Genomic DNA, 12,257 nt, shown 5'->3' with positions numbered 1-12,257 from the left:
CGGTTCAGGCCGCGTCGCGGCGGGACTCCCAGCGGCCGACGGCGACCATGACGAGGCCGGCCAGCGCCCACCCGGCGAGGATGTCGATCACGTAGTGCTCGGCGTAGTAGACGAGCGCGAAGGCCATCACGAGCGGGTAGAGCAGCGCCGTCCAGCGCCACGGGCTGCGCAGGCGGTGCACCGTCCACAGCGCCACGAGCATCGCGATGCCGCCGTGCAGCGACGGCATCGCGGCCACCGGGTTGCCGACCGAGGCGAGGACGACGTGGAAGCCGCCCAGGCCGACGTCCTCCCAGCCGCGACCGGTCAGGCGCGGCAGGCTCTCGGCGACGTAGCCCTCCTTCGACGCCAGCCACGGCGGCGCCATCGGGTAGAGCACGTAGACGACCAGGCCGGCCAGGTTCATCGTCAGGTAGCGCGTGAGCCAGGCGACCCAGTCCGTGCGGCGGCGGACCCAGAGCACCAGCGCCAGGCCGAGCCCCACGACGAAGTGGCTGTAGTAGACGGTCGTCAGCAGGACGTCGTACCAGGCGGGCGGGAAGGAGCGCAGGCACGGATCGCCGCACAGCGCGTCCTGCAGGTACTGCGTGGGGAGCTCGTTCCCGCCGGTCAGCCAGCGATCGACCTGGATCGGCATCGTCCAGTGCACGGGGACGCCGATCAGCTCGTCGCTCAGGCCACGGCTGTAGAGGTAGGCCACGAGCACGGCGAAGGCCGGCCACCAGTCCTTCACGAAGGCGAGGTGGACGCGCGCCGGGGCGCCGAAGCGCCACGCGACCACCGCGAGCCACATCCACGCGAACATCTGGAACGGGTCGGTCGGCACGCCGACGGTGACGATCCAGGCGGCCAGGGCGACGACGTAGACGGCCACGGCGAGCGGACGCCAGCGCGAGCGGTACGCGTCGGCGGACGTCGCGTCGGCCGCCCGGCCCGGACGCTGGTCGGTCATCGGCAGGCCTCCGCGGCCGGCGTCGCGCGCTCGACCCGGCGGTCGAGCCAGAGCTCGCGTCCGCAGACCGACCCCACGGGGCGGTAGTGGCGCTCGACCACGGCGACGAGCCGCGAGGCGTCGACGCCCCAGTCGTCGAAGCCGCTCCAGTCGACGAGCCACGTGGGGGCGTCGGCCCCGGCGAGGGTGTCGCCGAGCCGGTCGAGGTCGGGGTCGAGCGCGCGGACCGGCAGGCTCCACAGGTACGGGTAGGGGCTCTGCATCCCGGCGTTGAGCAGGACGTTGGGCTGCCCGTAGGCGACGACGGCGGTGTCACCGGGGTGGGCGACCCGCTCCAGCGCCCGTCCGACGACCTCGGCCTCGAGGCCGTCGCGGTCGGGCACCGCCACCGCGTGCACGACGGTCACGGCCGTCGCCAGCACGAGGGCGCCGGCCCCCACGCGGCGCCACACCTGCGGCACGGCGACGGCGGCGAGGCCGGCGCCCAGCGCGGCGGCCGGGACGAGCGCGATGAGGTAGTGCGCCCAGTAGCTGCCGCCGAACAGGGCGACCGACGTGCCGGCGAGCAGGGCGGCCGCGACCGCCAGCACCACCGGGTCGCGCCGCCGGGCGGCCAGCACCAGGGTGGCGGCGGTCAGCAGCGACAGCCCGCTCACCAGCCACGTGGCCACGAGCACGAGCAGCCGCTCGCCGGTCGCGTCCGAGGCGGACGTCCGGATGGTCTCCCCCGCCTCGACCCGGAACCACACGACGGCGTCGAACAGGGCGGACGGACCCGTGCCGCGAGCCGCGGCGAGCGCGAGGAGCACCGCCAGGGCCAGCACGACGCCGCCGGTGACGCCGGCCGCGACGACCAGGAGCTCGCGACGGGGACGGCGTCCGCGCCAGGCGACCGTGGCGAGGGCGACCACGACGAAGACGGCCGCGTCGACGGTGGACTGCTTCACGGCCACGGCCAGCGTCGCCATCGCTCCGGCCAGGGCGGCGAGCCACCACCGTCCTCGGCGGCGGACGACCAGCACCGTCGCGAGCATCGCGGCGGCGGCGAACGGCGCGGCCAGGATCTCGCCGTTCACGCGCACCGTGCCGAGCCACGGCTGGGCGGTCAGCAGGGCGGCCGCGCCGGCGGCCCACGCGGCGGCCCGGGGCCCGGCGGCGACGTGCGCGGCGGCGCCGACGAGCACGACGACGGCGGCCGCGGCCAGGCAGCCGACCAGGCGCAGGGTCGTGAGGTCGCCGGCGGCCTCGTAGATCCAGAGCAGGAGCGGCGGACGGTCGACCCAGTAGCGGCCGTACAGGTCGTCGCCGTGGCCCCAGCCGGCGCCGACCATGAGGTAGCCGGCCTCGTCGCGGCCGGGCCGCGCTCCCAGGAACGGCAGCCGCAGCACGACGGCGAGCAGCGCGAGCAGGGCGACGACCCCGGCGCTGCACCGGGCCGCCGACGCGGACTCGCCGACCGGGCGGGGCACGGGCGGCGTCGACGTCACCCGCAGAACCTACCGCTCGTCCCCCGTACGGTGGACGCATGCGTGCCGTCCACGTCCCCGAGCCCGGTGGTCCCGACGCCCTCGTCGTCGCCGACCTGCCCGCCCCCGCGCCCGCCCCCGGCGAGGTGCTGATCGACGTCGTGGCCAGCGCGGTCAACCGCGCCGACGTGCTGCAGCGCCAGGGCTTCTACGACCCGCCCGCCGGCGCGACGCGGGTCCTGGGCCTGGAGTGCTCGGGCCGCGTCGCCGCGCTCGGCGAGGGCGTCGAGGGTCTCGAGGTCGGCCAAGAGGTGTGCGCGCTCCTGTCCGGCGGCGGGTACGCCGAGCAGGTCGCCGTGCCGGCCGGGCAGGTCGCGCCGGTGCCCGAGGGCATCGACCTGGTGACCGCCGGCGGCCTCATGGAGGTCTTCTGCACGGTGTGGTCGAACGTGTTCATGACCGCCGGGCTGCGCGAGGGCGAGACGCTGCTGGTCCACGGCGGGTCCAGCGGCATCGGCACGTGCGCGATCCAGGTGGCGTCCGCGCTCGGCGCCCGCGTCGCCGTCACCGCCGGCACGCCCGAGAAGCTCGAGGCGTGCCGCGAGCTCGGCGCCGACGTGCTGGTCAACTACCGCGAGCAGGACTTCGTCGAGGTGCTGACCGAGGCGGACGCGCGGCCGGACGTCGTCCTGGACAACATGGGGGCCAAGTACCTCGACCGCAACGTCCGGGTGCTCGCCACCGGCGGACGGCTCGTCGTCATCGGCATGCAGGGCGGCACCAAGGCCGAGCTCGACCTCGGCCGGCTGCTGGCCAAGCGCGCCTCGGTCACCGCCACCTCGCTGCGCGCCCGTCCGGCCGAGGAGAAGGCCACGATCGTCGCCGAGACGGTCGAGCACGTGTGGCCGCTCCTGGAGAGCGGTGCCGTGCGCCCGGTCGTCCACACCACGATCGACCTCGAGGACGTCCAGGAGGCGCACCGCGTGCTGGAGGAGTCCTCCCACGTCGGCAAGGTGCTGCTTCGCGTGCGCTGACTACGCTGGCGGCATGCCCGAAGAGTTCCAGGTCATCGGACCGGACGGTCGCCCCGTCACCGTGCAGGCCGACGCCGAGCAGGGCGGTGAGCAGGCGCCCGCGGCGCCCGGTCCCGCCGACCTCGTCGAGCAGCCCGCGAAGGTCATGCGCATCGGCGGCATGATCCGTCAGCTGCTCGAGGAGGTGAAGTCCGCGCCCCTCGACGAGGCCAGCCGCTCGCGCCTGCGCGAGATCTACGAGCAGTCGATCACCGAGCTCAAGGACGGCCTCGCGCCCGAGCTGGTCGAGGAGCTGGAGCGCCTGAGCCTGCCGTTCGGCGCCGAGGCCCCGAGCGAGGCCGAGCTGCGCATCGCCCAGGCCCAGCTGGTCGGCTGGCTCGAGGGACTGTTCCACGGCATCCAGGCCGCGTTCTACGCCCAGCAGGTCGCCGCGCAGCAGCAGCTGCAGAACATCCGGCTGGCTCTGCCGGGGCCAAACGGTGGCAAAGAGGGCGAAACGAGAAATATCGACGCGGACGGTGTCACCGGAGGCATGTACCTGTAACGTACGTCACAGTTCCACCCTCGGAGGTTGCTGTGACGACGATGGAGACGGACTCCTACATCCCCGCCTGCGCGAAGTCCCCGGAGGACTTCCTCCCGTACGACCTGAGCGACGAGGGTCCGGGCGACCAGCGTCATCAGCAGGCCCGCATGCAGGCCGCGCACCGCCAGTGCGCGGCGTGCCCCCTGTTCGTGGAGTGCCTGTACCGCTCGGTGGTCGAGGTCGACGTGAGCGGCTACGTCGCCTGCACGACCGAGGACCAGCGACGCGAGATGCGCTCGATGCTCGGCGTCGAGATCGGCCAGCCGGCCCCGGGCGTCATCGGCGCCCCGCGGGTCGGAGCCGGCCCGGTCGACCACGAGTCCGTCGTGGCCATGCGCCAGGCCTACCCGAACGACACCTGCCACCAGCTGGCCGAGCGGCTCGGCTGCTCCACCTCCACGATCAAGCGCCACCTGCGCCGTGAGCGCGAGCGCCAGGCCGCCCAGGTCGCCGCCGCGCCGCCCACCATCCGCCGGGTGCCCACCACCGACGAGGTGCTGGACGCGTTCGACAGCCTGGAGACCAGCAAGGTCGCCTGAGCCGGCTCCCACGACGAGGCGCCCTCCCCGCACGGGGAAGGGCGCCTCGTCGCGTCCGGGGCTCTACCGTGGGGCCATGTCTCTCGCCCTGGTCACCGGCGCCGGCCGTCCCGAGGGCCTCGCTGCCGGCATCGTCCCGCGCTTGCGGGCCGACGGCTGGGACGTCGCGACGTCCGACCTGCACGGGACCGACTTCCCCTGCGACCTGTCGACCCCCACCGGACCGGACGAGCTGCTGCGCGCCGTGACCGCCGAGCGAGGGCCGGTCAGCGCGCTGGTGCTGAGCCACGCGCACGACGTCGAGTCCGGCGTGCTCGACACGTCCGCCGAGAGCTTCGACCGGCACGTCGCCGTCAACGCCCGCGCGAGCCTGCTGCTGGTGGCCGGGTTCGCCCGGCAGGTGCCGGACGGCGGCGGCGCCGTCGTGGCGCTCACCAGCGACCACACCACCGGCAACCTTCCCTACGGCGCGTCGAAGGGGGCGCTGGACCGCATCGTCATCTCCGCGGCCCGCGAGCTCGGCCCGCTGGGCATCTCGGCCAACGTCGTCAACCCGGGGCCGGTCGACACCGGCTGGATGGACGACGACCTCCGCGAGGCCCTCGCGGCGCACCAGCCGCTGGGACGGCTCGGCACGGCTCAGGACGTGGCGGACGTCGTCGCGTTCCTGGTGTCGCCGTCCGGCCGCTGGATCTCGGGCCAGCTGCTGCACGCCGACGGCGGGTTCTCGGCTCGCTACTGAGCCGGACGCGGCCGGTTCGGGCGATCGAGCCACGCGAGACCGGCGGCGTCGCTCTCGATCGCCGCCGGGGCTACAGGTAGCGCTGGAGCTCGGTGAGCAGGCCGTCCTCGTGGATCGACCCGGTGACGTCGTCGGCGACGTCCTTGAGCAGGTCCGGCGCCTGGCCCATGGCGACGCCGCGTCCGGCCCACTGCAGCATCTCGACGTCGTTGTTGCCGTCGCCGACCGCGAGCACCTCGGAGCGGTCGACGCCGAGCCGCTCGCACAGCACCTCGAGGCCGTACGCCTTCGAGACGCCCTGCGGCGCGAGGTCGAGCCAGGCGTCGTAGCCGATGTAGTACGACGTGTCGTCCAGGCCGAGGCTGCGGACGATCTCGCCGAACTCCTCCGGCGCGTGGTCGGGGCTGCGGATGATGACGCGCACGACCGGGTCGGCGATGAGCGACTCGACGTCCTCGACCACGATCGTGCCGTTGATCTCGCCGGTCGGGAACGGGCGGCTCACGCGGTAGCCGGTGCCGAGCTCCTCGACGGCGACGATCGCGTCGGGCATCTCGGCCAGCACGCGGCGCACCGCCTCGGACGCGTCGAAGGTGACCGTGTGCAGGATGTCGACCGGCGGGTGGGCCAGCACCACGGCTCCGTTGGAGGCGACCGCGTGGCGGCCGTCGAGGCCGAGCTTGTCGACGACGTCCAGGACGCCGGGGATCGCGCGTCCGGTGCTGATGACCACCTCGAGGCCACGGGCGGCGAGGCCACGGACGGCCTCGCGCACCGGTGCGGTGAGCTGGTTGCGCTCGTCCACGATGGTGCCGTCGACGTCGAGGGCGACCAGCTTGGGCTGGAAGGCGGTCACGAGAGCGGCTCCAGCACCGCGGGCAGGAGGCCGTGCAGCGCCTTGGGCAGCCGCACCGAGCCGTCGGCCTGCTGGCCGTTCTCGAGCAGCGCGATGATCGTGCGGGTCATGGCGCACAGGGTGCCGTTGAGCGTCGAGACGTGGCGCGGGCCCTCGTCGGTGCGCTCGCGGATGTCGAGCCGGCGGGCCTGGAACTGCGTGCAGTTGGACGCCGACGAGACCTCGCGGTACTTGCCCTGGGTCGGGATCCAGGCCTCGCAGTCGAACTTGCGGATGGCCGACAGGCCGAGGTCGCCGGCGGCGACGTCGACCACGCGGTAGGGCAGCTCGAGCGCGTCCAGCCAGGCGCGCTCCCAGCCGAGCAGCCGCTCGTGCTCGGCCGCGGCCTCCTCGGGCGTCGTGTAGACGAACATCTCCACCTTGTCGAACCAGTGGACGCGGAAGATGCCCCGCGTGTCCTTGCCGTACGAGCCTGCCTCGCGCCGGTAGCAGGGGCTGAACGCGGCGTAGCGCCGCGGCAAAGTTCCGGCGTCCAGGATCTCGTCGGAGTGGTACGCGGCCAGCGGCACCTCGCTCGTGCCGACGAGGTAGAGGTCGTCCTTGGGCAGGTAGTAGACGTCGTCGGCGGCCTGGCCGAGGAAGCCGGTGCCCTCCATGGCCCGCGGCTTCACCAGCGCCGGCGGGATCATCGGGGTGAAGCCCCACTCGGCGGCCTTGCTCATCGCCAGCTGGGTGAGCGCGAGCTCGAGCTGGGCACCGACCCCGGTCAGGTAGTAGAAGCGGGCGCCGGAGACCTTGGCGCCGCGCTCGACGTCGAACGCGCCGAGCGCCTCGCCGAGCTCGAGGTGGTCCTTGGGCTCGAAGCCCTCGGCGGCGAAGTCGCGCGGGGTGCCCACGGTGTCGAGCACGACGAAGTCGTCCTCGCCGCCCTCGGGCGCCTGCTCGGACGCGAGGTTCGGCAGGCTCTTGAGCAGCCGCTCGAAGGCCTGGGCGGCCTCGCCCTGTGCCGCCTCGGCCTCCTTCACCTGGGCCGACAGGGCCTTGGTGCGCGCCAGCAGCTCGGCCTTCTCGTCGCCGGACGCCTTCGCGACCAGCTTGCCGATCGACTTCTGCTCGGCCCGGACGGCCTCGTAGGAGGCGATCGAGGAGCGCCGGCGCTCGTCGGCGGCGACGAGCTCGTCGACGAGGCTCTCGGACTCCCCACGACGTCGCTGGGCGGCACGCAGGAGGTCAGGGTCTTCACGCAGGAGCTTGGCGTCGATCACGCGCCCAGCCTATCGGCGCAGGCCCGTGGCAGCGCGGTCCCGTCGGCCGGGCACTACGCTGGCCCGGTTCGGCCGACGACGAGGGGAGCTGCTGGTGACGATCGACGTGCGACGCGCACGCCCGACCCACCCGGTCCTCCTGGGCACCTTCGCCGCCCTCCTCCTCGCCGTCCTGGTCACGCTCGGCACCCTGGTGGCCACCGGCTCGTCCTGGCTGCAGGACCTCGACACCCGCCTGTCGTCGCGGGCCCTGCTGTTCACCAGCACCCACGACGTCGTGCACGACGCGGCCAAGGCCGCGAGCATCGGCCTGGACCGCTGGACCTGGACGCCGGTGCTGCTCCTGGTCGCGTTCTGGGCGTGGCGCCGTGGCGCGCCCCGGGTCGCCGCGTTCGTCGTCGCCGCCGGCGTGACCGAGGCCCTGCTGAACCCGCTGCTCAAGCTCGTCTTCGACCGTGACCGTCCGGTGCACGAGGACCCGCTCGAGGTCTTCCACGGACTGTCGTTCCCGAGCGGCCACTCGTCCTCCGCCGGCGTCGGGTGCACCGTGCTGGTGATCGTCACGCTCGTGGCGATGCGCCGCGGGCTGCGCCGGCGCCTGCTCGTCGCGCTGCTCGTCCTGCTCGCCCTGCTCGTGGCCGCGAGCCGGGTCTTCTACGGCGCCCACTTCCCCAGCGACGTCACCGCCGGCCTGAGCGAGGGCGTGCTCGTCGCGCTGCTGTGGTGGGCGATCCTGCTGCGCACCGACCGCACCGGCACGCCGCTCGTCCCGGCCGCCCCGGGGGCCGAGCCGCGGCGCGCGGCCGTCGTGCTCAACCCGGCCAAGGTCGGGGACGTCGACACGTTCAAGGAGCGCGTCGCCGAGGTCGCCCGCCTGCACGGGTGGCGCGAGCCGATGTGGCTGCGCACCACCATCGAGGACCCGGGCACCGGCCAGGCGCAGGCGGCGCTCGAGGCCGACGTCGACCTCATCGTCGTGGCCGGCGGCGACGGCACCGTCCGCACCGTGTGCGAGGTCGCGGCCGGCAGCGGCGTCCCCGTCGGCATCGTCCCGCACGGCACCGGCAACCTGCTGGCCCGCAACCTGGACATCCCGCTGAACATCCGCGACGCGATGGACGTCGCGTTCAGCGGCCAGGACCGGGCCGTCGACCTCGGCCACTTCACGTCCGACGCCCCCGAGGCCGCCCGCACCAGCTTCCTGGTCATGGCCGGCCTGGGCATGGACGCGGCGATCATGACCGGCGTCGACGAGGAGCTGAAGGCCAAGGTCGGCTGGGCGGCGTACTTCGTCTCCGGCGTCAAGGCGGCGCGCTACCCGGCGCAGCGGGTCAAGATCACCGTGGACGACGCCGAGCCGGTCAAGCTCAAGGCCCGCACCGTCGTCGTCGGCAACGTGGGCTTCCTGCAGGCCGGCATCCCCCTGCTGCCCGACGCCCGGATCGACGACGGCCTGCTCGACGCGGTCGTGCTCGCCCCGAAGCGCTTCATCGGCTGGCTCGCGATCGGCGCGCGCCTGTTCACCCGCGGCAAGCGCACCAACGACAAGCTCGAGCGCTTCACCGGCACCCGCATCGTCATCGAGGCCAAGGAGCCGATGCCGATGCAGCTGGACGGCGATCCGGTCGGCGAGGGCACCCGGATCGAGGCGACCATCAGCGCCGGTGTGCTGCTCGTCCGCGTGCCGGACGACGTCGGTCTTCGCGACTGACCGGTAAGGGATTACCGTGCCTCGGGTGAGCGAACCGACCGTCAGCTTCCCCTCCGAGAGCACCTCCTCGACCGCCCGCACCGTCCTCGCGGACGCGCTGCGCAAGGCCGACCCCGTCGGCGCCCGTGCCGTCGAGCACGAGACCGCCTGGCGCCGCCAGTACCTCTCGCACTTCCGCCGCGCGGTCGAGGCGGGCATCGGCGAGGCGTCGTCGGCCCACACCATCGCCGCCGACGGCCTGGCCTCGGCGTACGGCCACTTCACCTACGGCGACACCCCGCTCGGCGAGGCCATCGGCACGCACCCGCTCACCCAGGCCTTCCACACCGTCGAGGTGCAGGGCGAGGCCGAGCCCGAGACCGAGCTGACCCTGCCCTACCGCGGCGAGCGCCTGCGCGGCGACGCGCTGGACGCCCAGCTCGACGACTGGGTCGCGCGCGGCGTCATCACCACGTCCGCGGCCGACCGCGTCCGGCTCGTGCAGCAGCACCCCGAGTGGCTGCGGCTGGACGGCGAGACGGTCGTCGTCCTGGGTGCCGGCGCCGAGATGGGGCCCATGCACGCGCTGCTGCGCTGGGGCGCGGACGTCGTGGCGCTCGACCTGCCGCGCGAGGACGTCCAGGAGCGCATCCGCCAGACCGCCACCTCGCTGGCCGGACGCGTGCGCCTGCCCGCCCGCATCGTCGGCGGCGCCGGGTCGGACGCCGGCGCGGACCTGCTGACCGAGCTGCCGGCCATCGCCGAGTGGCTCGACGGCATCGACGGCGCCCTGGTGCTCGGCAACTACTGCTACGCCGACGGCGGCACCCACGTCCGCCTGTCGATGGCCGCGGACGCGCTGGGCGCGCACCTGCTCGAGCGGCGGGCCGACACCGCGCTGGCCTTCCTGGCCACGCCGACCGACGTGTTCGCGGTGCCGCGCGACGAGGTCGTCAGGGCCGACGCGGCGTACCGCGCGGGCGGGGCGATGTCGCGGCTCAGCCGGCGCACCGTCCGCACGCTGGCCGGCGGACGCCTGCTCACCCGCAACTACCCGCCGGCGGCCGACCCCGGCATCTGCGACGCCCTCGTGCCGCAGCAGGGCCCGAACTACGCGTTCGCCAAGCGACTGCAGCGCTGGCGCGCGACGGCCGCCCGCCACGACGGCGCCCGCGTCTCGCTCAACGTCGCGCCGTCCACCCGCACCCGCTCGGTGGTCAAGAACAAGGCGCTCGCGGCGGCCTACGCCGGCGCGCACCGGTTCGGCGTCGAGGTGTTCGACCCCGCGACCAGCAACACGCTCATGGCCGCGCTGCTCGTGCACGACCTCAAGTCCGGCGCCCCGGCCGAGGCCGAGCCCTGGATGGACGAGGCGGCCGGGGCGTGCCACGGCGGCCTGTGGACCGCGGCGTACCACCCGCGCAGCGCGCTGGGCCTGGCCGCGATCCTCGGCGTCGGCGCCCTCCGCGGCTGACCCTCACCTCGCCGGAGGGTTCGGCTCGCGCTGAGTGTGACGTTTCGGGGCTCCTGGCGGCCTTTTCACCCCCGGAACGTCACACTCAGCGCGAACGGAGCCAGCTCCCCGGGGTGGGTCAGTCGCGGAAGGTGACGAACTCCGCGAGCGGGACGCGGTTCGTCCGGTAGGTGTTCGTCGGGTGCTCCGGGTCCGGGACGCCGAACGCGATGCCGGCCACGACCTGCCGGTCCTCGGCCAGGCCCAGGTGCTCGCGGACGACGCCGGCGCGCATCGCGATCGCCGCCTGGGCGCACGCGCCGAGCCCGAGGGCTTGCGCGCCGAGCAGGAACGAGTCGATGAACAGCCCGCAGTCGACGGCGCCGTAGGGGCCGAGCGACGCGGTCGTGGTGACGATCGCGGCGTGCGGGGCGCCGAAGAACTCGAAGTTGCGCAGCATCTGGGCGGCGGACGCGTCGCGGTCGCCCTTCGCCACGCCGACCGCCTCGTACAGCTGCCAGCCGGACTCGCGACGCCGGTCGGCGTAGACGCCCTCGTAGCCGGGCGGGAACGGGATGTCCGGGGTCCAGTGCTCGGCGTCCTCGGCCATCGCCTTCACCAGCGACGAGGTGGCCTCGCCCGACAGCACGGTGACCTCCCACGGCTGGGTGTTGCACCACGAGGGGGTGCGGCCGGCGACGGTCAGCAGCCGCTCGATCGTCTCGCGCGGCACCTCGTCGGGCAGGTAGCCGCGGCAGCTCCAGCGGTCCGCGAGCAGGCGCTCGAGGGCGGTCATGTCACTCATGGGTGCTCCACATCTGCGTGAGGGTCTGCAGGACGGCGACGAGGGCGACCGGCTGGTCGAGCATCACGTGGTGGCCGGAGTCGAGCACGGTGGTGACCGGCACGCGTCCGCCGAGCCGCTCGGCGGTGTCGGCGACGATCGCCGGGGTCGCCATGCCGCGCTCGGCCCGGACGAGCGCGACCGGGCACTCGGCCTTGCCCAGCATGTCCGGGCTCATCGCGGACGAGCCGAAGATCCGCTGGTCGAACTTCCACGTCCAGCCGTCGTCGACCCGGCGCACGGAGCCCTCGGCCACGTGGCGGGTGACGTACGGCAGGTCGCGGTCGTCGTCGGGCAGCGTGCGGAACCGGCTCAGGATCGACTCACGGTCGGGGTAGCGCTTCGACCGGGGCGTGGAGGCGGCCTCGCGCGCCCGCGCACGGACGGAGTCGGGCAGCACCCGCACCGGGGAGTCGACCGCCGCGGCACCGCGCAGCCCGCAGCCGGGCTGCGTGGCCGCGGTGAGCGCGACGAACCCGCCCATGCTGTGCCCCAGGACGACCGGCTCGGCGTCACCCTCCGCCTCGGCCACGGCCACGACCTCGCGCGCCCAGGTGTCGAGCGAGTAGGCGTCGCGCCAGCCGCTGTCGCCGTGCCCGGACAGGTCGAGCGCGACCACGCGGCGGTCGGCGGCCAGGTGGGGCGCGACGTGGTCCCACCAGCCGCCGTGCGCGGCACCGCCGTGCACCAGGACGGTGACGGGCGCCCCGGCCGGGCCCCACGCGCGGTACGCGACCTCGCAGCCGTCGACCGTCACCTGGTCGGTGCCGGGTCGCCGGGCGAGGGCCTCGGCGAACCAGGTCGGGACGGGCTCGTCGGTGTGCATGCGG

Annotated in this window: 12 protein-coding genes; 6 read left to right on the top strand and 6 right to left on the bottom strand. The window is 74.2% G+C overall.

Translation table 11 applies throughout. The annotated features are described in order from the left end of the window. Positions 1–4: 4 nt before the first annotated feature. Positions 5–952 (bottom strand): phosphatase PAP2 family protein, encoded by a 948-nt coding sequence (locus tag E0W78_RS00840; RefSeq protein ID WP_131401962.1) that lies wholly within the window; start codon positions 950–952, stop codon positions 5–7. Continuing rightward, positions 949–2,439, bottom strand: coding sequence for a hypothetical protein (locus E0W78_RS00835; RefSeq protein WP_131401961.1), 1,491 nt, complete (start codon positions 2,437–2,439; stop codon positions 949–951). Before E0W78_RS00835 ends, E0W78_RS00840 begins: the two co-directional genes overlap by 4 nt. Positions 2,440–2,477: 38 nt before the next feature. Here E0W78_RS00835 and E0W78_RS00830 point away from each other — a divergent pair, with 38 nt between their 5' ends. From E0W78_RS00830 to E0W78_RS00815, 4 genes are all read left to right on the top strand, one after another. Further along, complete coding sequence (locus E0W78_RS00830) at positions 2,478–3,452, top strand: NAD(P)H-quinone oxidoreductase (protein WP_131401960.1); 975 nt, start codon at positions 2,478–2,480, stop codon at positions 3,450–3,452. Positions 3,453–3,465: 13 nt separating this feature from the next. Continuing rightward, positions 3,466–3,996, top strand: coding sequence for a proteasome activator (locus E0W78_RS00825; protein WP_131401959.1), 531 nt, complete (start codon positions 3,466–3,468; stop codon positions 3,994–3,996). 32 nt (positions 3,997–4,028) lie between these two features. After that, entirely contained in the window at positions 4,029–4,577 is a 549-nt protein-coding gene (locus E0W78_RS00820) for a WhiB family transcriptional regulator (RefSeq protein WP_131401958.1), read from the top strand. Positions 4,578–4,653: 76 nt separating this feature from the next. Next, complete coding sequence (locus E0W78_RS00815) at positions 4,654–5,319, top strand: SDR family oxidoreductase (RefSeq protein WP_131401957.1); 666 nt, start codon at positions 4,654–4,656, stop codon at positions 5,317–5,319. Between the two features lie 70 nt (positions 5,320–5,389). On the opposite strand, the gene E0W78_RS00810 is transcribed toward E0W78_RS00815, so the two are convergent. Then, positions 5,390–6,175, bottom strand: a complete 786-nt coding sequence (locus E0W78_RS00810) for an HAD family hydrolase (RefSeq protein WP_242686167.1) — start codon at positions 6,173–6,175, stop codon at positions 5,390–5,392. Next, the gene (gene serS / locus E0W78_RS00805) at positions 6,172–7,440 is read right to left on the bottom strand and encodes a serine--tRNA ligase (RefSeq protein WP_131401956.1); all 1,269 of its coding nucleotides are present in this window, start codon (positions 7,438–7,440) and stop codon (positions 6,172–6,174) included. The genes E0W78_RS00810 and serS overlap by 4 nt, the downstream gene beginning before the upstream one ends. 106 nt (positions 7,441–7,546) lie before the next feature. Here serS and E0W78_RS00800 point away from each other — a divergent pair, with 106 nt between their 5' ends. Both E0W78_RS00800 and E0W78_RS00795 read left to right on the top strand, forming a co-directional pair. Beyond that, positions 7,547–9,151 (top strand): diacylglycerol kinase family protein, encoded by a 1,605-nt coding sequence (locus E0W78_RS00800; protein WP_165570351.1) that lies wholly within the window; start codon positions 7,547–7,549, stop codon positions 9,149–9,151. A gap of 25 nt (positions 9,152–9,176) precedes the next feature. After that, positions 9,177–10,604 carry a hypothetical protein gene (locus E0W78_RS00795; protein ID WP_207392564.1) on the top strand — a complete coding sequence of 476 codons (1,428 nt, stop codon included), beginning with the start codon at positions 9,177–9,179 and terminating at the stop codon, positions 10,602–10,604. A gap of 118 nt (positions 10,605–10,722) precedes the next feature. On the opposite strand, the gene E0W78_RS00790 is transcribed toward E0W78_RS00795, so the two are convergent. Then, complete coding sequence (locus tag E0W78_RS00790) at positions 10,723–11,388, bottom strand: nitroreductase (RefSeq protein ID WP_131401953.1); 666 nt, start codon at positions 11,386–11,388, stop codon at positions 10,723–10,725. Beyond that, positions 11,381–12,253 carry an alpha/beta hydrolase gene (locus E0W78_RS00785; RefSeq protein ID WP_131401952.1) on the bottom strand — a complete coding sequence of 291 codons (873 nt, stop codon included), beginning with the start codon at positions 12,251–12,253 and terminating at the stop codon, positions 11,381–11,383. The genes E0W78_RS00790 and E0W78_RS00785 overlap by 8 nt, the downstream gene beginning before the upstream one ends. Positions 12,254–12,257 lie beyond the last annotated feature (4 nt).

Origin of the sequence: Aeromicrobium sp. IC_218 (assembly GCF_004336805.1) — a bacterium.
In the GTDB taxonomy this organism is placed as follows: domain Bacteria; phylum Actinomycetota; class Actinomycetes; order Propionibacteriales; family Nocardioidaceae; genus Aeromicrobium.
Note: the sequence above shows the minus strand (reverse complement) of the source record. Positions and strands in the feature narration are given on the sequence as shown.

Excerpts from the sequence above, each read along its gene's own strand:
- E0W78_RS00840 (WP_131401962.1), bottom strand. The coding sequence starts at position 952 with ATGACCGACCAGCGTCCGGGCCGGGCGGCCGACGCGACGTCCGCCGAC.
- E0W78_RS00830 (WP_131401960.1), top strand. The coding sequence starts at position 2,478 with ATGCGTGCCGTCCACGTCCCCGAGCCCGGTGGTCCCGACGCCCTCGTC.
- E0W78_RS00825 (WP_131401959.1), top strand. The coding sequence starts at position 3,466 with ATGCCCGAAGAGTTCCAGGTCATCGGACCGGACGGTCGCCCCGTCACC.
- E0W78_RS00815 (WP_131401957.1), top strand. The coding sequence starts at position 4,654 with ATGTCTCTCGCCCTGGTCACCGGCGCCGGCCGTCCCGAGGGCCTCGCT.
- E0W78_RS00790 (WP_131401953.1), bottom strand. The coding sequence starts at position 11,388 with ATGAGTGACATGACCGCCCTCGAGCGCCTGCTCGCGGACCGCTGGAGC.
- E0W78_RS00785 (WP_131401952.1), bottom strand. The coding sequence starts at position 12,253 with ATGCACACCGACGAGCCCGTCCCGACCTGGTTCGCCGAGGCCCTCGCC.